The organism is Hymenobacter antarcticus, from assembly GCF_039539545.1.
Classification (GTDB): Bacteria; Bacteroidota; Bacteroidia; order Cytophagales; family Hymenobacteraceae; genus Hymenobacter; species Hymenobacter antarcticus.
Genome location: NZ_BAABDI010000042.1, coordinates 1 through 19,932 on the forward strand (window position 1 = coordinate 1; position 19,932 = coordinate 19,932).

Below are 19,932 nucleotides of genomic sequence, written 5' to 3' on the forward strand. Positions count from 1 at the left end.
GTTTGTGGCGAAAGTTTTTATTCTGCCGCCGGAAGTCCGGCACGTCGGCTAAGTGGGTGAGTAACGACATCGAACCAAGGGGGTAAGCCGCAAATTTACCCTTGCGCACATAGTGCGGTTAGTCTGAGGCAGGAAATCATTTTTTTGCTGAATAAATAATTTATCTGTATACTTGCATTCGCTAAGACCAAAAGCGCCCGCTATGTTCCTGTTCAATAACAGCATCCTTTTCAATAACTCGAATAATAATTTATTCCGGGAAAGGGAGGCTATTATTCAAAAAAGGAAATAACGACCATTATTTCAATTTGAAAAGCCTTCCGTAACCGGAAGGCTTTTTTTTTGCCTTCCCCGCCTCATCGGCACCAACTCGGACCTCAAAAAAAACTCCTCAGCCGGGAGGTGGCTCCCTATTGCCCAATCCGCCGCATTGCTCATTTCAAACCCAACTTTTTTTCACTCCAACCCCCATATCAACCCATGGAAACTGCCCAAACCCCCATTGCCCGGCCCGTAGCGGCTGGCCTGCTCGAAACCGAAGAGGCCATTACGTTCGTAAAGGAAACCTTCGCCAATGAGCTGGTGCGCCGGCTGCACCTCGCCAAAATCTCCGCCCCCATGGTGGTGCTGGATGGCACGGGCATCAACGACGATTTGAACGGGGTGGAGCGGCCCGTGGGCTTCCCCATCAAGGCCCTGGATGAGCAGCGGGCCGTGGTGGTGCATTCGCTGGCCAAGTGGAAGCGGCTGCGCCTGCGCGAGCTGGGCATCGCGCCCGGCCGGGGCCTGCTCACCGATATGCGCGCCCTGCGCCCCGACGAGGACTACAGCCCCATCCACTCCATTTACGTGGACCAGTGGGACTGGGAAAAGCACATGCTGCCCGAGCAGCGCACCATTCCCTTCCTGAAAACCACGGTTGAAACCATTTATGAGGTGCTGAAAACCACCGAACAGCTGGTGAGTGAGCAATTTGGCATTGAGCCGATTTTGCCGCCCGGCATCACCTTTATCTATGCCGAAGACTTGCTGCGGCGCTACCCCGACCTCACGCCCAAACAGCGGGAGCACGAGGCCGCCCGCGAGTACGGCGCGGTATTCCTCATGGGCATTGGCGGCGAGCTGAGCCACGGCGAAATCCACGACGGCCGCGCCCCCGACTACGACGACTGGAGCACCCCGAACGAAGCCGGCCACCGCGGCCTGAACGGCGACATCCTGCTCTGGAACCCGGTGCTGGAAACCTCGTTTGAGGTGTCGTCAATGGGTATTCGGGTGGATAAGATGGCCCTGAGCCGGCAGCTGGAGCTGCGCGGCTGCCCCGAGCGCCAGCAGCTGCAGTTCCACCGGATGCTGCTGGCCGATGAGCTGCCGCAGAGCATTGGCGGTGGCATTGGGCAGTCGCGGGTGTGCATGTTTTTGCTGCGCAAGGCCCACATCGGGGAGGTGCAGGTCAGCATCTGGCCCGAAGCGGTGCGCCGCGAGCTGGCGGCATCCGGCGTAGAGCTGCTGTAGCAGCCAGCCAGTCCAGACAAATGAAAAGAGGGATTGAATGGCCGGACAGGCTGTTCAATCCCTCTTTTCATGGGGCGCGGCGGGCTACCGTGGTGGCTATGGCCGGCGCATTTTGGGCCGGCGTGCAATAGCGCATGCGTCTCCCACGTTTTTTAACTGGCGGCGAAACTGTATTTTCGGGCCTCTCCGCGCTTGGCTTATGCAGAACTACTACCGCGTTTTGGGAATTGCGGCCACGGCCACGGCCTTGCAGGTTGAGCAGGGCTACGTGCGCCAGCGCACCCGCCTCAAGCGCCTGGCCGCCCACGACCCGGCCATGAAATCCCGGCTGGCCGAAGTGGAAGCCGGCTACGGCATTCTGGGCAACCCACGGCGGCGGCTGGCCTACGATGTGCTCCTGGCCCGGGAGCCGGCCCTGGCGCCCGCCCGGCCGCACCCCGATGAGCGAATAATCCGCTACGCCCAGGTGGCCCGCAGCCTCAACGCGGCCCTGCTGGCTTGCGTGCTGCTGCTGGCCCTCGACTGGGTGCTGCCGGCGCGCAAATACGCCCGCGAGACCGTGCGCAGCCGCTTTCCGGTGTCGGTGTCGTCCTCGCTTTCCGACCCGCAGCTGGCCTACCGGGTGCGCACCGAGCACACCACGTTCCGGCTGCCCAGCGCCATTGGGTACCGCGTGCGGGAGGTGGGCCAGCCAATTACGGTGTGGAAAACCCCACTGCTGGGTGTGGTGCAGCGCATCAGCGCCCCGAGCTCGCCCGATGGCGCAGCCCCGTTTCAGCCCTACGGCGGCACTATCTACGGCACGTTTGCGCTGCTGCCGCTGCTGCTGGGGGCGGTAGCGGCAGTGGGCCTGTGGCCCGGCCGGCCGCCCGAAGTGGTGGTGAACACCGCCAGCGTGAGCGCCCTGCTTGCCGTGCTGACGCTGATTGTGCTGCTGTGGTTCTGACGCCGCGGCTTTAGGCGGCCCGCCCGGCGGCCTGGGCCAGCAGCGCGGGCAGCGCTTGCACCAGCCGCATGCGCTTGCCCGCCGTGGCGGCCCCGCAGATGCCCGCCACCGCCATGCAAGCCAGGAAAAAGCTGGCCACGTTGCGGTGCCAGTCGGGGTTTGAAATCAGCAGGTGCATAGCGGCGCGGAAAGCCCCGGGGCACCCGCTCCTTGCTAGTGCTGCACCGTGAGCAGGCGCGTGGTAGTGGCCCGGGCCGATACCAGCCGTAGCACGTAGAGGCCGTCGGGCAGGGCGGTGGTTTCAAACGCTGTTTCGGCCCGTTCAGCAGTGGGCTCGATGGTGCGCCGGGCCACGATGTGACCCTGGGTATTGTAGAGCACGGCCTGTTGAACTTCGTCGGTACCCGCGAGGCGCACCGTAAACTGCTGCCGGGCGGGGATGGGGAAAATGCTGATTTCGGCCGCCATGCTATTCTCCTGGTTGGTTGCCTTCTGGCCGGGCCGGCGGCCAAATCTTCCGAAGTAGCCTTTTGTACTGGTGGTGCTGAGGGCAATGGGGCCGAAGCCGCAGCTGCCCGTAAACACCCCCGTCGAGTACACGTTATTCTGGTCGTCGATGGCCAGCTGGCCGCAGGAGCTGGTGCCCGTGCCGCCCACCAGCTCGGTGCGCTGAATGCGGCCATTGGGGTTGATGTTGGCCATAAACGACTGGTTGGTGCCCTGCGCGGTGTAGTTCAGCATGCCCGCGGCAAAAACCTTCCCCGAGCTCTGGTCCACGGCCAGGCTGCTCACCACGTCATAGTCGTGGCCGCCCAGGGCCACGGCCCAGTCCACGCCGCCATTCTTATCGTAGCGGGCCACGTAGCCGTCGGCATCGCCGGCGCTGGTGAGGGCGATGCGGCCCAGCGAAACCGTGCCCGAAAACGTGCCGCCGCTGTAGATATCCCCCGCTCTATCCAGGGCCAGGGCCTGGCCGCCGCCATCGCCGGGCGTGGAGCGGGCCCAGCGCAGCTGCCCCTGGCTGGTATCGAAGCGGGCCAGGTAGTCGGTGTCAACGGGGAGGGGCAGCGAGATGCCGTCGAGCGAAAAGCCGCTGTAGCTGTGGCCGCTGAGGTAGCAATTGCCGGCCCCATCCACGGCCACGCCGCCGGCCTGGCTGCTGCCAAAGGAAGTGCTGAGGTGGGTGAGCACCCGCGCCCAGCGCAGGCGGCCCAGCTGGTCGTAGCTGGCCAGGAAGCCATCGCGCGAGTGCGCTCCCAGCGCCAGGGTGCCAAACCGGATGTTATCGCCGCTCACCGTGCCGCCGATGTAGCTGTTGCCAGCGTTGTCCACGGCCACGGCCGTGCCCTGGCAGAAGCGGTAGGCTCCGGTGGCGCTGCCATCGGCCTGCCGCACCCAGCTCACGCTGCCGCCGGGGTTGCACTTGAGCAGGAAAATGGTGCCGCCCGCCGGCGTGGCCAGCAGAGAAGTCGTCTGTTGGCCGTTGTTATAAGTCAGCGTCCCCGAAAAGCTGCCTGTGACGTAGGTATTGCCGGCCCCATCCACGGCAATGCTGCGGGGCAACACATCGGTGGCGCCTTCCAGCTTCGTGACGCGCAGCACCTGGCCGCCGGGGCTCATTTTGGCCAGGTAGAGGCAGGGCCCCGCTTGGGCGCTGCTGAGCTGCGTGCCGCCCAGCTGCAGCGAGCCCGTGAAGCGACCCGTAACGTAGGCGTTGCCATCGGAGTCGGTGGCCACGTCCATCACCCCATTCAAATCGCTGAGGGGGAACACATAATTCCAGGTGGCGGGCTGCGCGTAGGTAGTGAAACCAAGGAGCAAAAACAGGGAAAGGAGCAGCTGTCTCATAATCATAGCATCAAGTGGTGGAGGATAGATAAGGACGGCCAGGGGCCATTTTAATGGTTGCCAGGAAGGTGATTCGGGAAGTGTGTCGCAACCTTAATCTGACTCCGCCCGCCCGGCGCGGGTACAATTCCCAACTGAATTTAAGACTTTATTATTAATAATATAAATAGTAAGATGTTTAATGATAAAATAATTCGTTTTAGCACCCTGAGTAGCGGCTGGGGAGTTTGGGCCACGAAAAAGGCCCGCCGGGTGGGGCGGGCCTGGGTTTTAGGCGGGGCTTAGCGCAGTTTCGGGAGGAAATTTTGCAGCACTTGTTGCTGCTGTTCCGGAGCCAGGGGGCGCAGGGCGTCAAGTTCAGCTTTAAAATGGTCGAGGGCGGCGAAGAAGGGCATGGTGAAGCATTATGCTTTGGTTAAGGTCCTCCGGGCAATTGTAACAGAAACAGGTTCGCCGCCTTGCCGGAATTGGGCCGCTAGGGTACCGAAATAGCTAGCTAAAAACAAATACTCACCAGTTAAAACGCGGAACTGGTAAAGGCCCGGCAAGCTTCCGGAATCCAACAAAATATACTCGCTATTCGGAATCTGTATCCAAGGACCGTAATTCTTAATCCGAATAAAAGAGTCGTTGTAGGCAATATGGCGGATTTTCAGAGAGAATAGTAGCACAAACAGCAACCACACTACAAAACTGAAAAGGGCTACCACTCCATGTAGCTCCAAAGGCCAATGCTGGGTAAGCATCAAGACCATATAAATGCCCAAGCCGAGCAACGTAACTATTGGGATAAGCAGCTTGTAGGCGAGGGTTAAGCGACTAGAAAGATAGGTGAATGACATAAGAACTACTCCCCCAGCTTCCCCAGAATCTCCAGCGCGGCCGTGGCGATGACCGTGCCCGGGCCGTACACGCCGGCCACGCCGGCATCGAAGAGGAATTGGTAGTCCTGGGCGGGAATTACGCCGCCGGCGATGACTAGGATATCCTCGCGGCCGAGCTGCCTGAGCTCTGTGAGGAGCTGGGGGAGCAGGGTTTTGTGGCCGGCGGCGAGGCTGCTCACGCCCACCACGTGCACGTCGTTGTCGGCGGCCTGGCGGGCTACCTCGGCCGGCGTTTGGAAGAGGGGGGCGATGTCGACGTCGAAGCCCACGTCGGCGAAGCTGGTGGCTATGATTTTCGCGCCGCGGTCGTGGCCGTCCTGGCCCATTTTGGCCACCAGCATGCGGGGGCGGCGGCCTTCGCGGGCGGCGAATTCTTCGGCAGCGGCACGGGCCTGTTCGAAGGCTACGTTGTGGCTCATCTCCTGCGAGTACACGCCCGAAACGGTGCGCGTGGTGGCCTGGTGCCGGCCGTACTGGGCTTCGAGGGCGTCGGAGATTTCACCGAGCGTGGCGCGGGCGCGGGCGGCGGTGATGGCTAAAGCCAGTAAGTTAAAAGTTAAAAGTTGAGAGTTAAAAGGGGAAGAGCCCGTACCCGTGGCAGATTTTAACTCTTCACTTTTAACTTTTAACTCATCGAGTTTCAGCTCCTCAACCCTGATACCCGCCGCCTCAGTGAGGGCGGCCAGGGCTACTTTCACGGCCGTGGTATCGCGGCTGGCGCGGATGGTTTTCAGCCGGGCAATCTGGCTTTCGCGCACCGCGTCGTTGTCGATATCGAGGACTTCAACCTCGGTTTTCTCGGTGGTCTGGTACTTGTTCACGCCCACGATAATTTCCTTGCCCGAGTCGATGCGGGCCTGCTTGCGGGCGGCGGCTTCCTCAATGCGCAGCTTGGGCAGGCCGGTTTCGATGGCCTTGGCCATGCCGCCCAACTCCTCCACTTCCTGAATGAGGGCCCAGGCCTTATCGGCCAGCTCGTGGGTGAGGGTTTCCACGTAGTAGGAGCCGCCCCAAGGGTCGACCACTTTGGTCACGTCGGTTTCGTGCTGGAGGTAGAGCTGGGTGTTGCGGGCAATGCGGGCGGAGAAATCGGTGGGCAGCGCGATGGCTTCGTCCAGGGCGTTGGTGTGCAGGCTCTGGGTGCCGCCGAGCACGGCGGCCAGCGCCTCAATGGCGGTGCGGGCCACGTTGTTGTAGGGGTCCTGCTCGGTGAGGGAGTAGCCGGATGTCTGGCAATGCGTGCGCAGGGCCAGGCTTTTGGGGTTGGTGGGCTCGAACTGCCGCATGAGCTTGGCCCACAGCAGGCGGCCGGCGCGCAGCTTGGCAATCTCCATGAAGTGGTTCATGCCGATGGCCCAGAAGAAGGACAGGCGCGGGGCGAATTCGTCAATCTTCATGCCCGCCGCGAGGCCGGCGCGCACGTATTCCAAGCCGTCGGCCAGGGTGTAGGCCAGCTCCAAATCGGCGGTGGCACCGGCCTCCTGCATGTGGTAGCCCGAGATGGAAATCGAGTTGAACTTGGGCATGAGCGCCGCCGTGTAGCTGAAAATGTCGGCGATGATGCGCATGCTCGGCGCGGGCGGGTAGATGTAAGTGTTGCGCACCATGAACTCCTTCAGAATGTCGTTCTGAATGGTGCCGGCCAGCTTCTCCGGGCTCACGCCCTGCTCCTCGGCCGCCACGATGTAGAAGGCCAGCACGGGCAGCACGGCCCCGTTCATGGTCATGGATACCGACATTTGGTCGAGTGGAATCTGGTCGAAGAGGATTTTCATGTCCTCCACCGAGTCGATGGCCACGCCGGCCTTGCCCACGTCGCCCTGCACCCGCGGGTGGTCCGAATCGTAGCCCCGGTGGGTGGCCAAATCAAAGGCCACGCTCAGCCCCTTCTGCCCGCCGGCTAGGTTGCGGCGATAAAAAGCATTGCTGGCCTCGGCCGTCGAGAAGCCCGCGTACTGCCGGATGGTCCACGGATTCTGCACGTACATGCTGGCATACGGCCCGCGCAGGTACGGTGCCTGCCCCGCGCCGAAGCCCAGGTGGTCGAGGCCGTCCACATCGTCGGCCGTGTATACTTTCTTAATTACGATACCCTCGGGCGTGGGCGCGGCAGCCGTTTCCGGAGCTACGGCAGCGGCCGGAGCAGGAGCGGCGTTGTAGGGAATCGAGGAGAAATCGGGCTTCATAAATTAGTTAAAAGTTAAAAGTTGAGAGTTAAAAGTTGATTGAGCGAAACGGACAGCTACGGGAGCTGTTAACTCTCAACTTTTAACTTTTAACTCAACGCTTACCGTCCTTGCAAACGGGCCAGCACCTGCTCGGTGGTGTAGCCCTGCACCTTCATTTCCTTGAAGCCAAACACCCGCACGGCTTCCTGCATGGTAGCCAGGTCGGAGCTGAGCAGGGCGGGGGGGATGAATACGTGCTTCTCGTTCGGAATCAAATAGATGAAGCGGGCGAAGCGCTGAAATTGTTCCGGTGTGGCGTACATCAGCGTCGCTTCCTCGGCCGAGGAGTAGAGCAGCGACAGCGTGCCCGGCGGGTGGCTGGCCGCCAGCTCGGGCCGCTCGTGCTCCTGCAGCATCTGCACGAAGGATTCGAGAATCACCTGGTTGGTGTTGGACCCGAGGAGCACCACGGCGGCGCGCTTGCTCTTGCGCTCGCGGCGTTCGAAGTGCAGGGCCGTGGCCAGGCGCAGCACTTCGGTGGGGTAGGCGGCCCGGGTCACATCGAATGAGGCCGAGCGCAGCAGCTTTTTGGGGTGGAAGGAGAACTGCTCGTTGCGGTCCTGAAAGCGGTTGGTGCCCACTACCACCTGCTGGCCGCTGGCAATGCGCCGGAACGTTTCGGTGGCCACGGTCTTAATTTCGTCCAGCAGCTGGCCGCGCACCTGGGGCAGCCCCCCGGCTTCCTCCATGCGCTGAAACAGCTGCCAGGCCTCCCGGGCCAGCTGGTCGGTGAGGGTTTCGATGAAGTAGGAGCCTGCGGCGGGGTCCTGCACCCGGCCCAGGCCGGCTTCCTCGCGCAGCAGCACCGAGAGGTTGCGCGCCAGTCGGCTCGAAAACTCGTTGGCCTCCGCAAACAAGTAGTCAAACGGCGCGACCGACAGCGAATCGGCCCCGCCCAGCACGGCACTCATGGCCTCGGTAGTGTGGCGCAGCAGGTTGTTGTGCGGGGCCAGCGTAGTCTGCGTCCACGACGAGGTGAGGGTGTGAATGCGCAGCCGCTCGTTGAGCTCAGCCGGTAGCCCAAAACTATGCAGCAGCGTGGCCCACAGCCGGCGCAGGGCCCGCAGCTTGGCTATCTCCAGGAAGTAGCCGGGCATCACGGCCATGTGCAGGTGCAGGGCCGCAGCCACCTGGGCAGTGCTCACTTCCGCGTTGGGCAGCTCGGCCAGCAGGGCGGCAGCGGTGTTCAGGCTGAAAGCAATTTGCTGGGTAGCGGTGGCCCCACGGTTGCCAAAAAAGGCCCCGTTCACGGCCAGCGCGCGGAAATCGGGCATGCCCGTAGTCAGGCTCACGCAGCGCCGCAGGGCCACGCGGTAGTCCGCAAGCTCGCCTCCCTCGGGCACGGGGCCGGGGGCAAAGCGCAGGAAGCCGCGCAGGGCCGTGCCGGGGTTATTCTCTACCAGTTGGCTCAGCAGCGTATCAGGGGCTTCCGTCACGGTATAGCCCACAAAGGTGCGGGCCAGGGGCAGCAGCTCGGCCAGGTAGTACACGGCAAACGTCGCGGCATCGCTGATGTTGAAGTGAATGCCATCGGCCCCCAGCGCCAGGGCGGTAGCGGCCAGCTCAATCTGCTCGCGGCCGTCGGCGTCGGCGGGCACGTTGAGCGTGGGCACGTTCAGCCAGGGCGTGATGGGGTGGGGCTGGGGTGCCGGTGGGCCACCCAGCGCCGCCAGGGCTTCGCGATGATAAAAGGGCTCCAGGGCGAAGCCATCGGGCAGGGGCCAGCGCAGGGTGGCGGGGTCCTGGCCCTTCAGGTCGCGGGCCAGGCGGGCCTGCCACTCGGCCGTGGTCACCGCCGGAAACTCAGCAAAGGAAACGGACGAAGCCGCTGTAACATCGGACATAAATTCTGGGCGCTTTGGCCAACGAGTACGACAGCCCCGGCCCACCAGGAGCCCGAGCCGCAAACAGGCCGAAAGATACGGCCGGGCCCCGCATGCACCCCGCCTTTTACTATCGTAGCTTTGAGGCTTTGGCTTGTAGCCAATTGATTATTGCCCGTTTTTCGGCTTTCCTTTCCCTGGTTATCGATGGCTAACAAGTCTACCCTCATGCTATTGGCCCTGCTCGCCAGCGGCAGTATCTCCACTGTTCAGGCCCAGGGCTACAAGCCCGGCTACGTGGTGCGGCCTGCCGGCGATACGCTACGGGGCTTTCTGCAGTCGCGCGGGGCTCTGCGCAACTCATTGCAGTGCAGCTTTCGGCCGGCCCCGGATGCGCCAGTGGTGGAATATACGCCCGCCGATTTGCGGGCCTATGCCCTCACCAATGGCCCCCGCTACGAGTCGCAGCTGATACCGCCGGTCTATATGACTGATGCCGAGCCGGGCCGGCAGGACCTGTCCGTTCGCCCGTATTTTCTGGAGGTGCTGGTGTCGGGCCGCGCCAGTCTTTACACCCGGCGCGATGCCAACGACGAAACCCGCTACTACCTGCGCATGGCCGCCGCCCCGGCGGCTGCCCCCGTGCAGGAACTGGAAAAGCGGCTGGTGCACCGGGCCGTGTATGTCCGCGACCAGGACCAAAGCCAGGCAATCTACCGCAAAACCCTGTCGGTGGCATTTCAGGACTGCCTGGCCATTCAGCCCCTGCTGCCCACGCTCGATTTCTCATCGGGTAGCTTGGTTAATGCAGTGCAGCGCTACAATGGCTATTTCGAAGCGCCTGCCGCAGCAAAACTGGCACCTGCTTCGCGCCGGATAAAAATTATTGGCGGCCTGGTAGCCGGCGCGGCTAATACTGAGATGCGCTTTGAAGGCGAAATCAGCCTGCAAAAAGGAACGTTCAAAAATACGTTCTCCCCTACCGGCGGCCTGTTTGTGACCGCCCTGCTCTCGCCCCTCAACGACCGACTGAACCTGCGCCTGGAAGTGTTATTCGAGCGGTTGAAATACAGTAATTCGTACGTGGCCCGGGGCTTTTCCTCGGTCGACCTCTCCGAACAGGCCACGTTTGAGTTACGAAGCCTGCGGTTCCCGTTGCAAGCGCGCTATCACTTCAATGCTGGCCCCGTGCGGCCGTTTCTGCTGGCCGGCCTTAGCGGCAGTTACCTGCTATCCAGCACCCGCGAGCTACGCTCGGAATACACCGTCGGCGGAACGCAGGTAGTAATGAACAAGCAGGCAGTGAGTGACATCTACATCCGCTCCTACGAAGTGGGCATATTCGGCGGGGCAGGTCTGGCGCTACCCGGCATTAAAGGGCACGCCCTGGGCCTGGAGGTGCGGGGCGAGCGCAGCAGTGGCTATGTAACGTCGGGCTCGTTTGCGGCTCCCATCTTCCGGTATTCGGGCCTGCTGAGCTTCAACTTGTTTTAGGTTTCATCCTTCCGCTTCAAATCGGGGTCAGCAGGTGCTTGTCCAGGACGTTGCGTTGCTGTGCCGACGCGGCAATGAAGCTACCTTTGCCCTTTGCCTACCTAACTAAGAAATGCGCTTTCTCCGTTTCCGTATTCCTGCCCTTGGCCTGCTCGTATTACTAGGAGCCTGCCAGCGCGCCCCCTACCAGGCCAAGGCCGCTTTTGCGCCCGTCACCAGCCAGCCGGTGGGCAAGGCTCAGGCCGAAGAACCCGCCGCCGCCGCCCTTATCGCGCCGTACCACGATAAGGTGACCGCCCAGATGACCGAGGTATTGGGCAATGCCCCGGCTCCGCTCACCAAAAACCCCGGCGAGTCGCCCCTGGCCAACTTCGTGGCCGACTTGCAGCGGGTGCGGGCCAGCCAGGTGCTGGGCGAGCCCATCTCGCTGGGCGTGATGACCAACGGCGGCCTGCGGGCCGGTTTCGCCGCCGGCCCCGTCACCCTGGGTTCAGTATTTGAGCTGATGCCGTTCGAGAACGAGCTGGTGGTGCTCGATGCCCCCGGCTCGGTGGTGCAGCAGCTGTTCGACTTTGCCGCCCGCAGCAAAATGGCCGTTTCGGGCGCTACCTACACCATCACCTTCGACGGGCAGCCCAAGGATATCCGCATCGGCGGTCAGCCCTTTGATGCGAACCAGGACCGCCTCTGGCCCATTGCCATTTCCGACTACCTCGCCACGGGTGGCGACAACATGGGCTTCTTCAAGGCCCTCCCGGCCCGCCACACCAACGTGCTGCTCCGCACCGCCATCGCCGACCACATTCGCAGCCTCACCAAAGCCGGCCAGCCGGTCACGGCCCGGGTCGAAGGCCGGGTGAAGGTCAACTAAGGTTAATTAAAAATTAAAAATTGAGAATTAAAAATGACCAAACCCCCGATGGTTTCAGTCTCAGATTGCTCCTCCAATCTTTAATTTTTAATTCATAATTTTTAATTATTTCCCATGAAGCGTCGCGAATTTCTCCGCAATTCCCTCCTCGGTACGGCCGGCCTCACGGCCCTGGGCAGTCTGGCCGGCTCGGCCGAAGCCGCTACCGCCGCTAAAGCGCCAGTGAAGCTCACCATTCTGCACACCAACGATATGCACTCGCGCATCGAGCCCTTCCCCGACAACGGCGGGCAGTGGGCCGGGCTGGGCGGCATGGCGCGGCGGGCGGCCCTCGTCAAGGATATTCGCAGCAAGGAAGCCAACGTGCTGCTGCTCGATTCCGGCGATATCTTCCAGGGCACGCCGTACTTCAACTTCTTCGGCGGCGAGCTGGAATACAAGCTCATGAGCCAGATGGCTTACGACGCCAGCACCCTCGGCAACCACGACTTCGACAACGGCTTGGAGGGCCTGCAGCGCCAGCTGCCCAACGCCACCTTCCCGTTCCTCATCGCGAACTACGACTTCTCAAAAACGTCCTTGGCCGGCCGTTTCGCGCCGTATAAGGTGTTCGAGAAGCAGGGCATCCGCATCGGCATTTTTGGGCTGGGCATTGAGCTGAGCGGCCTGGTAGCCGATAAAAACTTCGGCCAGACCGTGTACCTCGACCCCGTGGCCAAGGCCCGGGAAGTAGTGGCCCAGCTGCGCGGGACCGAAAAATGCGACCTGGTTATCTGCCTCTCGCACCTCGGCTACAAGTACGAAAGCCCCAAGCTCGACGACCGCAAGCTGGCGGCGCAGGTTTCGGGCATCGACCTCATCCTGGGCGGGCACACCCACACGTTCCTCGATGCGCCGGAGCCCATCGTCAACCTCGACGGGCCGCCTACTTTTATCAATCAGGTGGGCTGGTCGGGTATTAACCTGGGCCGGCTCGACTATGAGTTCTCGCCCGGCACCCGGCGGGGCGGGCTGGTGCGGGCCAACGTGTTGCCCGTGCGCGACATCGGTTAGCGTCGGGTTGGGGCCGCCAGGCGTTGCGTTTGCTGGTTAAAAAACGGTAGCAGCCACACGGTTTGCCATCCTGCTAGAACTAGCGAAAAAGCAAGGCGAAACCGGCTTTTTTTCTCGATAAGTTTTCCACAATTTTGTCCCCCCCTAAGAAAAACGGGCCGCCGCGAGGTCGCCGCTTTTGTCATCTTTTCCGCCCCGGTTCACTGCCGGTTTTCTTCTAATTCCACTCATGCTCAAAGATTTTCGCACGGTTTGGGCTGGCTGTTTGCGCAGCATCTCGGCGGAAATCGGCGAACAGAGCTTCAGAACGTGGTTTCAGCCCATCGTGCCCGTCGAGCTGAAGGGCAACGTGCTCACAATTCAGGTGCCGAGTGCGTATTTCTACGACTGGCTGGAGGAGCATTACGTGGATGAGCTGCGGCGGGCGCTATACCAGGAGCTGGGCTCCGAAGGCCGCCTCGAATACAGCGTGGTGGTGGACCAGGGCAACGAGCAGACGCCGCCCCGCGCCCTGCACCTGCCGCCGCCCCGCAAGCAGGCCGCCCCCGACCCACGCGACGCGCCCCAGACCATGCCCACCGCGCCGCCCACCGGCAACCCCCTGGCCGGCAGTGCCCGCGCCGGCTCGGCCCGCTATGTGTCCTCGGGCGCGGTGCGCACCACGCCGCGCGGCAATAATTTTGGCAACAGCGCGGGCAACGCCGATACCCTGGCCCCGCCCCGCAACCCCTTCGACACGGCCCGGCCAGTGGACGGCAACCTCGTGCCGTCGCAGCTCAACGGCTCGTACACGTTCGATAACTACATCGAGGGCGACTGCAACCGCCTGGCCCGCTCGGCCGGTCTCGCGGTAGCCAACAAGCCCGGTACCACCAGCTTCAACCCGCTGATGGTGTACGGCGGCGTGGGCCTGGGCAAAACGCACCTCGTGCAGGCCATCGGCAACCACATCAAGGCCACCGCGCCGGAGCGGTTCGTGCTCTACGTATCGGCCGAGAAGTTTACCAATCAGTTCATCGACAGCGTGCAGCGGGCGCAGGTGCAGGACTTTGCGAATTTCTATTTGCAGGTCGATGCCCTGATTCTGGACGACGTGCAGTTTCTGGCCAACAAGGGCAAGACGCAGGAAATGTTCTTCCACATCTTCAATCACCTGCACCAGTCGGGCAAGCAGATTGTGATGACCTCCGACCGGCCGCCCAAGGACCTGCAGGGCCTGGAAGACCGGCTGCTGAACCGCTTCAAGTGGGGCCTGACGGCCGATGTGCAAAGCCCCGACTTCGAGACGCGGGTGGCCATCATCCGCAACAAGATGGAGCAGGACGGCATCGACATTCCGCCGGACCACGTGGTGGACTACCTCGCCAACTCGGTGCACACCAACGTGCGCGAGCTGGAAGGCGTCATCGCCTCGCTGGTAGCCCAGAGCAGCCTGAGCCGGCGCGACATCGACCTGGAGATGGTGAAGCAGGCCCTGCGCCACATCATCGAGGAAGTGGAGGCCGAGGTGAACCTCGACTTCATCCAGAAAACCGTGGCCGCGTATTTCGGCATCCCGGTGGAGCTGCTGAAGGACAAAACCCGCAAAAAAGAAGTGGTGACGGCCCGGCAGGTGGCTATGTACTTTGCCAAGCACCACACGGCTCACACGCTGAAAACCATCGGTTTCCACTTCGGTGGCCGCGACCACACCACCGTAATGCACTCGGTGCAGACGGTGTCGGACTTAGTAGATTCGGATAAGAAATTCCGCGACCAGGTGGACGAGCTGCGGAAGAAATTCGCGAAGAAGTAGGCTGCCTGTTTCCGGCTGGGTTACGTTATATTTGGGAAAGCCTTTGCCTTATGCAGACCCTTGCCCCGGGAATTTCCGACTACGAGCTCGAGCGCGGAAAGCCCATACCTAGCCTAAACCACAGCATCGTCCAAGCTAATGCGATTTTTGAGTTGAAAACCCGCTATCGCGACCAATTTCGCTTTATGTCGGAAGTCAACATTGACGTTGCGGGCCGGGTGATGGTGCCGGATATTGGTATTTTCCCCAAGATGGTGGCAGACATGGCCAATGACAGCATTGTGGTGCGACAAGCACCGCTGACGACCATCGAAATCCTTTCGCCTTCGCAAGCGTTGAGCGAATTAATTGGCAAGGCCAATGCGTACTTCCAGGCCGGGGTGAAATCCTGCTGGATTGTGCTGCCGGAGGTGAGCGGCGTTTTTGTGTACGAAGCGCCCGGCAAGTACTCGTTCTTCCACGATGGCGAGCAGCTGATTGACGCAGCTACCGGCATTGAGTTGCCGCTTGCGCCGCTGTTTGAGTAGCGTTTAAGCCGTCGCTGTCGGGCTTACTTCCTGCAAGGGCAGGTTGTATTTGGCGGCAAACTCCCGCACCTGCTCGCGGAAGCGGGTTTTGCGCATTTTGCCTTTCACTTCGCGTAGGTTGAGGGCATAGATTTCGCCGTCTTTCTGGCGCACCCGCAGCACGGCGGGCCGCAACTCCAGCGCCGAGATATTTTCGGCGGCGAATACCTGCTTGGGGCGAAACAGGCCGTTTTTGTGCACGATGTAACCGGGCGTGAACTCCAGATAGCTCTGGGTGCCGAAAATGGGGGCGTTGTTCACCAGCACGTAGCCGAGGTACACAAACGTGAAGACGAGGAAAACCCAATGCAGGAAGTGGTAATCCTGCGCGCCGGAGTCGCTCCACAAGCCAAACACCACGTAGGCGAGCCAGAACAGGCCGATGGCGAGCTGGCCCCAGAACGGAACACGGGAGTTGTTGGCGGGGCGAAGACGGATGCGGGTGGTACCAGTGGGCATGGGGCAAATTTAGGACGAAGTTTTCAGTATAAGGCTAAAAGCAGCACGTCATGCTGAGCTTGCCGAAGCATCTCTACTGCGACAGTAAACTTAATCGATTGGATTAGTTACCCGGTAGAGATGCTTCGGCAAGCTCAGCATGACGTGCTGGTTTCGTTGTTCGGCCAGGGCAGAAACTACCCGACGAATTTCGCTTCCACTGTCATTTTGGGCACGGCGCTTAGCGCTTTCGACACCGGGCAGTTGGCCTTGGCGTCTTCGGCGTGCTGCAGGAAGTCGTCGGCGGTGATGTTGCCGCCGCTCACGTGGCCTTCGGTGCTCACGTGGATGTGCTCGATGATGGGGTGGCCGTTGTTGGGGTTCATCGTCACGGTGCTGGTCGTGTTGATGGTGTGTACCGTGTGGCCGTGCTTGGTGAGCACGCTGGTCAGGTACATGGTGTAGCAGCCGGCGTGGGCCGCGCCGATGAGCTCTTCGGGGTTGGTGCCCTGCTTGCCTTCGAAGCGGCTGCCAACGGAGTAGGGGGCGTTCAGCGCGCCGCTTTCGGTGCTGAGAATGCCGCTGCCTTTGATGTCGCCGGTCCAGGCGGCGGTGCCTTTGTGGTCTGCCATGATGGGGTGAATGAGTGAAATGGTGAATGAGTGAGGTAAGCGTGAGCTTGCCGGAATGTTTAACGTAGGAGCAAATAACGGCCCCCGGCTGGTCAGGTTGCCAACCGGCCGGCCGCGCAAGCCCGGCCAACGTACCTTCGCCGCCCCTTCAAGGACGTTTTACTTCGGATTATGGGATTGAAATCAGCCTTGAGCCGGCCGCTGGCCGCTTACGTGGTGCACCGTGACCAGCAGTGGCAACGCGACCCCGTGGGCACTCAGCAACGGTTGCTGCAAAATCTTACGGCCACGGCGGCCGGCACCGCCTTCGGCCGCGCCCACGACCTGGGCCGCGTGCATACCCCCGCCGACCTGGCCCGCCAGGTGCCCGTGCGCGATTACGAGGCCCTGAAACCGTATTTCGACCGCACCCAGGCCGGCGAGGCCGACGTGCTCTGGCCCGGCCGGCCGCTGTACTTGGCCAAAACCAGCGGCACCACGTCCGGCACCAAGTACATTCCGATTACGAAGGACAGCATCCCCAACCATATCAACGGGGCCAAGGATGCGCTACTGCACTATATCTATCGCACCGGCCGCAGCCAGTTTCTCGATGGCAAGCTGATATTTCTGTCCGGCTCCCCGGAACTGGAGCTGCACCACGGCATCCGCACCGGCCGGCTCTCGGGCATTGCCAACCACCACGTGCCGGCGTACCTGCGCCGCAACCAGCTGCCCAGCTACGCCACCAACATCATCGAAGACTGGGAAACCAAGCTCGAACGCATCGTGGATGAAACGCTGGGCCAGCCCATGACCCTGATTTCGGGTATTCCGCCGTGGGTCCAGATGTATTTCGACCGACTCACGGCCCGCACCGGCCAACCCATCAAGGACCTGTTTCCCGATTTCAACCTGTTCGTGTACGGCGGGGTCAACTTTGAGCCCTACCGCGCCAAGCTCTTCGAAAGCATCGGCCGGCCCGTGGATAGCATCGAGCTGTTTCCCGCCTCCGAGGGCTTCCTGGCCTTCCAGGACGAGCCCGGCAACCCGGGCTTGCTGCTGCTCCTGAACAGCGGCATATTCTTCGAATTCGTGCCGGCCGAGCGGTTCTTCGAGCCCGATGCGCCCCGCCTCACCATCGCCGACGTGGAGCTGGATAAGCAGTACGCCGTTGTCCTCACCTCCAATGCCGGCCTGTGGGCCTATTCCCTCGGCGACACCGTGCGCTTCGTGAGCCTGCGCCCGCACCGCGTGGTGGTCACGGGCCGCATCAAGCACTTCCTCTCGGCCTTCGGCGAGCACGTCATCGGCGAAGAAGTTGAGCAGGCCCTGCGCGAAGTCATGGCCGGATTTCCGGAAGTCGAAGTCATCGAATTCACCGTGGCCCCGCTCGTGAGCGACGACCCCGCCATGCCCTCGCGCCATGAGTGGCTGGTGGAATTTGCCCGCCCCCCGCAGGATGCGCCCGCTTTCGCCGCCGCTCTCGATACCGCCCTGCGCCGCCGCAACACCTACTACGATGACTTGCGCCGGGGCAATATCCTCGTGCCACTGCAGCTCACGCCGCTGCCGGCTGGGGCCTTCCAGCGCTACATGAAAAGCCTGGGCCGCCTGGGCGGGCAAAACAAGGTGCCGAGGCTGGGGAATGATAGGAAGGTGGCGGAAGGGCTCATCACAGTAGGGTAGAAATCCGTAACTTTAGCCATGCTCCGCCTCGATAAAACCGTTTCCCGCAAAACCACTTTGCATGCCGACCAGGAAAGCGAAGACCTCGCCTATTGGCTGACAAAAACGCCCCAGGAGCGCCTGGCTGCGCTGGAATACTTACGCATCCAATCCATTTGGTTTACCTATCGCCATGCCCCTAGCCAATTCCCTGGACCAAGACTTCAAAGAGTTTATCGAGCTATTAAACGCTCATAAAGTCCGCTACATGGTGGTGGGCGGCTATGCGGTAGCGTATCACGGCTACCTGCGCTTCACCGGCGACATTGATGTATGGGTGGAAGTTAGCCCGGCAAATGCCGCTCTGCTGGTAGAGGTGATGCGCGACTTCGGGTTTGGCAATATGTACCGGGAAGCTGACTTTCTGGCCCCAGGCGGAATTATTCAACTGGGCGTTGCGCCGGTACGCATTGATATTCTAAACGAAATTGACGGCGTAACCTTCGCTGACTGCTACGCGACCTGCGAGCCTTCGATTTGGGATGGCGTAAGCGTTAATTTCATCAGCTTGGCTGATTTGCGCAAAAACAAAGCCAGCACCGGCCGCCGTAAAGACGCGGCCGACTTGCGCAACCTCAATAAAATGAAGCGGATATAAGCCAGTAATATAGCCCCATGCGCAAGTTTCTCAGCCTCTTCAGCTGCTGGCTGCTGCTCTCCGGCAGCATTAGCCAAACGCCGCCCGCTGCCTTCCCGGATACGCCCGTGATTACCGGGAATTCGGTGGGAAAGGCGCGTACTGGGATGCTGGCTACTGAATTGAAAGAAGCTTACAGGAACTGCACGTTCAGTCCAACTTATCTGGTCAAATATGGCTTCGATGAATACGAAAGTAAACCCAACGCTACTCTGGTCAGTAGCAGCAGTCAAAAGCTATTTGTGTTTTGGGTGAATAGGCAGACTAAAAAAGTAGCAGGCCTCATTGCGCTTCATCCAGCTTACAGAACTGCCCAAGGAATTCATGTTGGTTCAACATCAGGTCAATTGAAAACGCGGTTTCCATCAATGCGAGTTGTGCCAAACATGATGATGCAAGAAATTCAAATGGCCTTCTTAGGGGAAGTAAGTGCGACGGGTATTGAGTATGCATTTTACAAGCAGCAGCCTGTAGGGAAATACATCGTGGCGGATGAGCCTGTGAAGATTCCTGCATTCAATGCCAAAATTTCCTGGATACAAATTTACCCCAATTGAGCCTAAAACCCGCCCTCCACGCCCGCTGCCAAACCTTCATCGAGCAGCGCATCGCCGCCGCCCGCACCGCCATGCGGGCCGCCCAGGAATCCTCCTCCTCCGAAACCAAGAGCAGCGCCGGCGACAAGTATGAAACCGGCCGCGAAATGGCCAACGCCGAGCGCGACCGCAACGCCGCCCACATGCAGCAGGCCCAGCAGCTGCAAGCCGAGCTGGGCCGCATCAATCCCGATGCTCCGTGCGACACCGTGCGGCCGGGGGCGCTGGTGAGCACCAGCCTGGGCCAATTCTACATCAGCGTCAGCGCCGGGAAGCTGGAGGGGCACGACGTTTTCGCCGTGTCGCCCGCTGCGCCGGTAGCCGTAGCGCTGAAGGGGTTGCGGGCGGGACAGGAGGCCATCTTCAACGGCAAGGCGGTGCGGGTATTGGCAGTGGAGTAGGGGCGGCTAGCGGGCGTGCCATTCGGCCAGCAGGGTGGGCAGGCGGCCGGTGCCTTCGCAGAGCCAGTTCAGGGCCGAGCCGGCATCGGAGAAATAGTGCGACTCGAACCGGATGGTGGGCTGCACCAAGTCGTGCAAGGCGTCAATGGCTAGTTGGTTGTGCATTTGGGTGCTGTCAATAGCCAGAATCAGGTGGTTTAGCGGCAGCTGCACAATGCCGGGCATCCAGTTCGTCCCTAGCCACTGCTCATCTTCGACCGAAATGTTGGGCACCGTGTTCATGTCGATGAGCAGGGTGCGCACAGCCAGTTGGCGGGCCAGGTCCAGCAAGGCCTCGGCGCTGCTTCGGAGCGTGGCGGTGTTGGCTTCCGAAATCCATTCCAAGCGCAGCAAGCCCAACACGGCATCGTGCTGCAAACGAAAATCAGGAATGCTGTTGAGTATCAAAATGGCTTGGTTACATTGGCCTTGGGCCGTAAGCCTATCCGGCACGGCTAC

Annotated in this window: 19 protein-coding genes; 11 read left to right on the plus strand and 8 right to left on the minus strand. The window is 61.3% G+C overall.

Translation table 11 applies throughout. The features are described from left to right. Positions 1–480 precede the first annotated feature (480 nt). Both asnA and ABD819_RS19890 read left to right on the plus strand, forming a co-directional pair. Entirely contained in the window at positions 481–1,515 is a 1,035-nt protein-coding gene (gene asnA, locus ABD819_RS19885) for an aspartate--ammonia ligase (RefSeq protein ID WP_345127196.1), read from the plus strand. A 199-nt stretch (positions 1,516–1,714) separates the two neighbouring features. Then, positions 1,715–2,461: a hypothetical protein gene (locus ABD819_RS19890; RefSeq protein WP_345127197.1), complete on the plus strand. Its 747-nt coding sequence runs from the start codon at positions 1,715–1,717 to the stop codon at positions 2,459–2,461. A gap of 10 nt (positions 2,462–2,471) precedes the next feature. On the opposite strand, the gene ABD819_RS19895 is transcribed toward ABD819_RS19890, so the two are convergent. The 5 genes from ABD819_RS19895 to ABD819_RS19915 form a co-directional block, all read right to left on the minus strand. Further along, the gene (locus tag ABD819_RS19895) at positions 2,472–2,639 is read right to left on the minus strand and encodes a DUF1304 family protein (RefSeq protein ID WP_345127199.1); all 168 of its coding nucleotides are present in this window, start codon (positions 2,637–2,639) and stop codon (positions 2,472–2,474) included. Positions 2,640–2,674: 35 nt separating this feature from the next. Then, positions 2,675–4,315, minus strand: coding sequence for a hypothetical protein (locus tag ABD819_RS19900; RefSeq protein ID WP_345127200.1), 1,641 nt, complete (start codon positions 4,313–4,315; stop codon positions 2,675–2,677). Positions 4,316–4,713: 398 nt separating this feature from the next. Then, the gene (locus ABD819_RS19905; protein ID WP_345127201.1) at positions 4,714–5,151 is read right to left on the minus strand and encodes a hypothetical protein; all 438 of its coding nucleotides are present in this window, start codon (positions 5,149–5,151) and stop codon (positions 4,714–4,716) included. Between the two features lie 5 nt (positions 5,152–5,156). Beyond that, on the minus strand, positions 5,157–7,379 hold the full coding sequence (scpA, locus tag ABD819_RS19910) for a methylmalonyl-CoA mutase (RefSeq protein WP_345127202.1): 2,223 nt from the start codon (positions 7,377–7,379) through the stop codon (positions 5,157–5,159). A 101-nt stretch (positions 7,380–7,480) separates the two neighbouring features. Further along, a complete protein-coding gene (locus ABD819_RS19915; protein WP_345127203.1) occupies positions 7,481–9,265 on the minus strand; it encodes a methylmalonyl-CoA mutase family protein in 1,785 nt (594 codons plus the stop codon). A gap of 186 nt (positions 9,266–9,451) precedes the next feature. Between ABD819_RS19915 and ABD819_RS19920 the strand changes: the two genes are divergently transcribed. The 5 genes from ABD819_RS19920 to ABD819_RS19940 all read left to right on the plus strand — a co-directional run bounded on the left by ABD819_RS19920 (position 9,452) and on the right by ABD819_RS19940 (position 14,984). Continuing rightward, entirely contained in the window at positions 9,452–10,738 is a 1,287-nt protein-coding gene (locus ABD819_RS19920) for an outer membrane beta-barrel protein (RefSeq protein WP_345127204.1), read from the plus strand. 112 nt (positions 10,739–10,850) lie between these two features. Then, positions 10,851–11,609 (plus strand): 5'-nucleotidase C-terminal domain-containing protein, encoded by a 759-nt coding sequence (locus ABD819_RS19925; protein ID WP_345127205.1) that lies wholly within the window; start codon positions 10,851–10,853, stop codon positions 11,607–11,609. A 114-nt stretch (positions 11,610–11,723) separates the two neighbouring features. After that, positions 11,724–12,662, plus strand: a complete 939-nt coding sequence (locus tag ABD819_RS19930; protein ID WP_345127206.1) for a bifunctional metallophosphatase/5'-nucleotidase — start codon at positions 11,724–11,726, stop codon at positions 12,660–12,662. Positions 12,663–12,891: 229 nt separating this feature from the next. Beyond that, entirely contained in the window at positions 12,892–14,457 is a 1,566-nt protein-coding gene (gene dnaA, locus ABD819_RS19935; protein WP_345127207.1) for a chromosomal replication initiator protein DnaA, read from the plus strand. Between the two features lie 50 nt (positions 14,458–14,507). Next, positions 14,508–14,984 carry a Uma2 family endonuclease gene (locus ABD819_RS19940; RefSeq protein WP_345127208.1) on the plus strand — a complete coding sequence of 159 codons (477 nt, stop codon included), beginning with the start codon at positions 14,508–14,510 and terminating at the stop codon, positions 14,982–14,984. A 3-nt stretch (positions 14,985–14,987) separates the two neighbouring features. Here ABD819_RS19940 and ABD819_RS19945 read toward each other — a convergent pair whose 3' ends face one another. Continuing rightward, entirely contained in the window at positions 14,988–15,482 is a 495-nt protein-coding gene (locus ABD819_RS19945; protein ID WP_345127209.1) for a hypothetical protein, read from the minus strand. A gap of 176 nt (positions 15,483–15,658) precedes the next feature. Then, a complete protein-coding gene (locus ABD819_RS19950; protein WP_345127210.1) occupies positions 15,659–16,093 on the minus strand; it encodes an OsmC family peroxiredoxin in 435 nt (144 codons plus the stop codon). 171 nt (positions 16,094–16,264) lie between these two features. Between ABD819_RS19950 and ABD819_RS19955 the strand changes: the two genes are divergently transcribed. The 4 genes from ABD819_RS19955 (at position 16,265) to ABD819_RS19970 (ending at position 19,434) form a co-directional block, all read left to right on the plus strand. Continuing rightward, entirely contained in the window at positions 16,265–17,761 is a 1,497-nt protein-coding gene (locus ABD819_RS19955) for a GH3 family acyl-acid amido synthetase (RefSeq protein WP_345127211.1), read from the plus strand. 172 nt (positions 17,762–17,933) lie between these two features. Next, a complete protein-coding gene (locus ABD819_RS19960) occupies positions 17,934–18,398 on the plus strand; it encodes a nucleotidyltransferase (protein ID WP_345127212.1) in 465 nt (154 codons plus the stop codon). A gap of 17 nt (positions 18,399–18,415) precedes the next feature. Then, the gene (locus ABD819_RS19965; protein WP_345127213.1) at positions 18,416–18,994 is read left to right on the plus strand and encodes a hypothetical protein; all 579 of its coding nucleotides are present in this window, start codon (positions 18,416–18,418) and stop codon (positions 18,992–18,994) included. Beyond that, a complete protein-coding gene (locus ABD819_RS19970; protein WP_345127215.1) occupies positions 18,991–19,434 on the plus strand; it encodes a 3-oxoacyl-ACP synthase in 444 nt (147 codons plus the stop codon). The genes ABD819_RS19965 and ABD819_RS19970 overlap by 4 nt, the downstream gene beginning before the upstream one ends. 6 nt (positions 19,435–19,440) lie before the next feature. Here the strand turns inward: ABD819_RS19970 and ABD819_RS19975 are convergent, their stop codons facing one another. Further along, positions 19,441–19,881, minus strand: a complete 441-nt coding sequence (locus tag ABD819_RS19975; protein WP_345127216.1) for a hypothetical protein — start codon at positions 19,879–19,881, stop codon at positions 19,441–19,443. Positions 19,882–19,932 lie beyond the last annotated feature (51 nt).

Coding starts and splice junctions, on each gene's coding strand:
- asnA (WP_345127196.1), top strand. CDS start 481: ATGGAAACTGCCCAAACCCCCATTGCCCGGCCCGTAGCGGCTGGCCTG.
- ABD819_RS19890 (WP_345127197.1), top strand. CDS start 1,715: ATGCAGAACTACTACCGCGTTTTGGGAATTGCGGCCACGGCCACGGCC.
- ABD819_RS19895 (WP_345127199.1), bottom strand. CDS start 2,639: ATGCACCTGCTGATTTCAAACCCCGACTGGCACCGCAACGTGGCCAGC.
- ABD819_RS19900 (WP_345127200.1), bottom strand. CDS start 4,315: ATGATTATGAGACAGCTGCTCCTTTCCCTGTTTTTGCTCCTTGGTTTC.
- ABD819_RS19905 (WP_345127201.1), bottom strand. CDS start 5,151: ATGTCATTCACCTATCTTTCTAGTCGCTTAACCCTCGCCTACAAGCTG.
- scpA (WP_345127202.1), bottom strand. CDS start 7,379: ATGAAGCCCGATTTCTCCTCGATTCCCTACAACGCCGCTCCTGCTCCG.
- ABD819_RS19915 (WP_345127203.1), bottom strand. CDS start 9,265: ATGTCCGATGTTACAGCGGCTTCGTCCGTTTCCTTTGCTGAGTTTCCG.
- ABD819_RS19920 (WP_345127204.1), top strand. CDS start 9,452: ATGGCTAACAAGTCTACCCTCATGCTATTGGCCCTGCTCGCCAGCGGC.
- ABD819_RS19925 (WP_345127205.1), top strand. CDS start 10,851: ATGCGCTTTCTCCGTTTCCGTATTCCTGCCCTTGGCCTGCTCGTATTA.
- ABD819_RS19930 (WP_345127206.1), top strand. CDS start 11,724: ATGAAGCGTCGCGAATTTCTCCGCAATTCCCTCCTCGGTACGGCCGGC.
- dnaA (WP_345127207.1), top strand. CDS start 12,892: ATGCTCAAAGATTTTCGCACGGTTTGGGCTGGCTGTTTGCGCAGCATC.
- ABD819_RS19940 (WP_345127208.1), top strand. CDS start 14,508: ATGCAGACCCTTGCCCCGGGAATTTCCGACTACGAGCTCGAGCGCGGA.
- ABD819_RS19945 (WP_345127209.1), bottom strand. CDS start 15,482: ATGCCCACTGGTACCACCCGCATCCGTCTTCGCCCCGCCAACAACTCC.
- ABD819_RS19950 (WP_345127210.1), bottom strand. CDS start 16,093: ATGGCAGACCACAAAGGCACCGCCGCCTGGACCGGCGACATCAAAGGC.
- ABD819_RS19955 (WP_345127211.1), top strand. CDS start 16,265: ATGGGATTGAAATCAGCCTTGAGCCGGCCGCTGGCCGCTTACGTGGTG.
- ABD819_RS19960 (WP_345127212.1), top strand. CDS start 17,934: ATGCCCCTAGCCAATTCCCTGGACCAAGACTTCAAAGAGTTTATCGAG.
- ABD819_RS19965 (WP_345127213.1), top strand. CDS start 18,416: ATGCGCAAGTTTCTCAGCCTCTTCAGCTGCTGGCTGCTGCTCTCCGGC.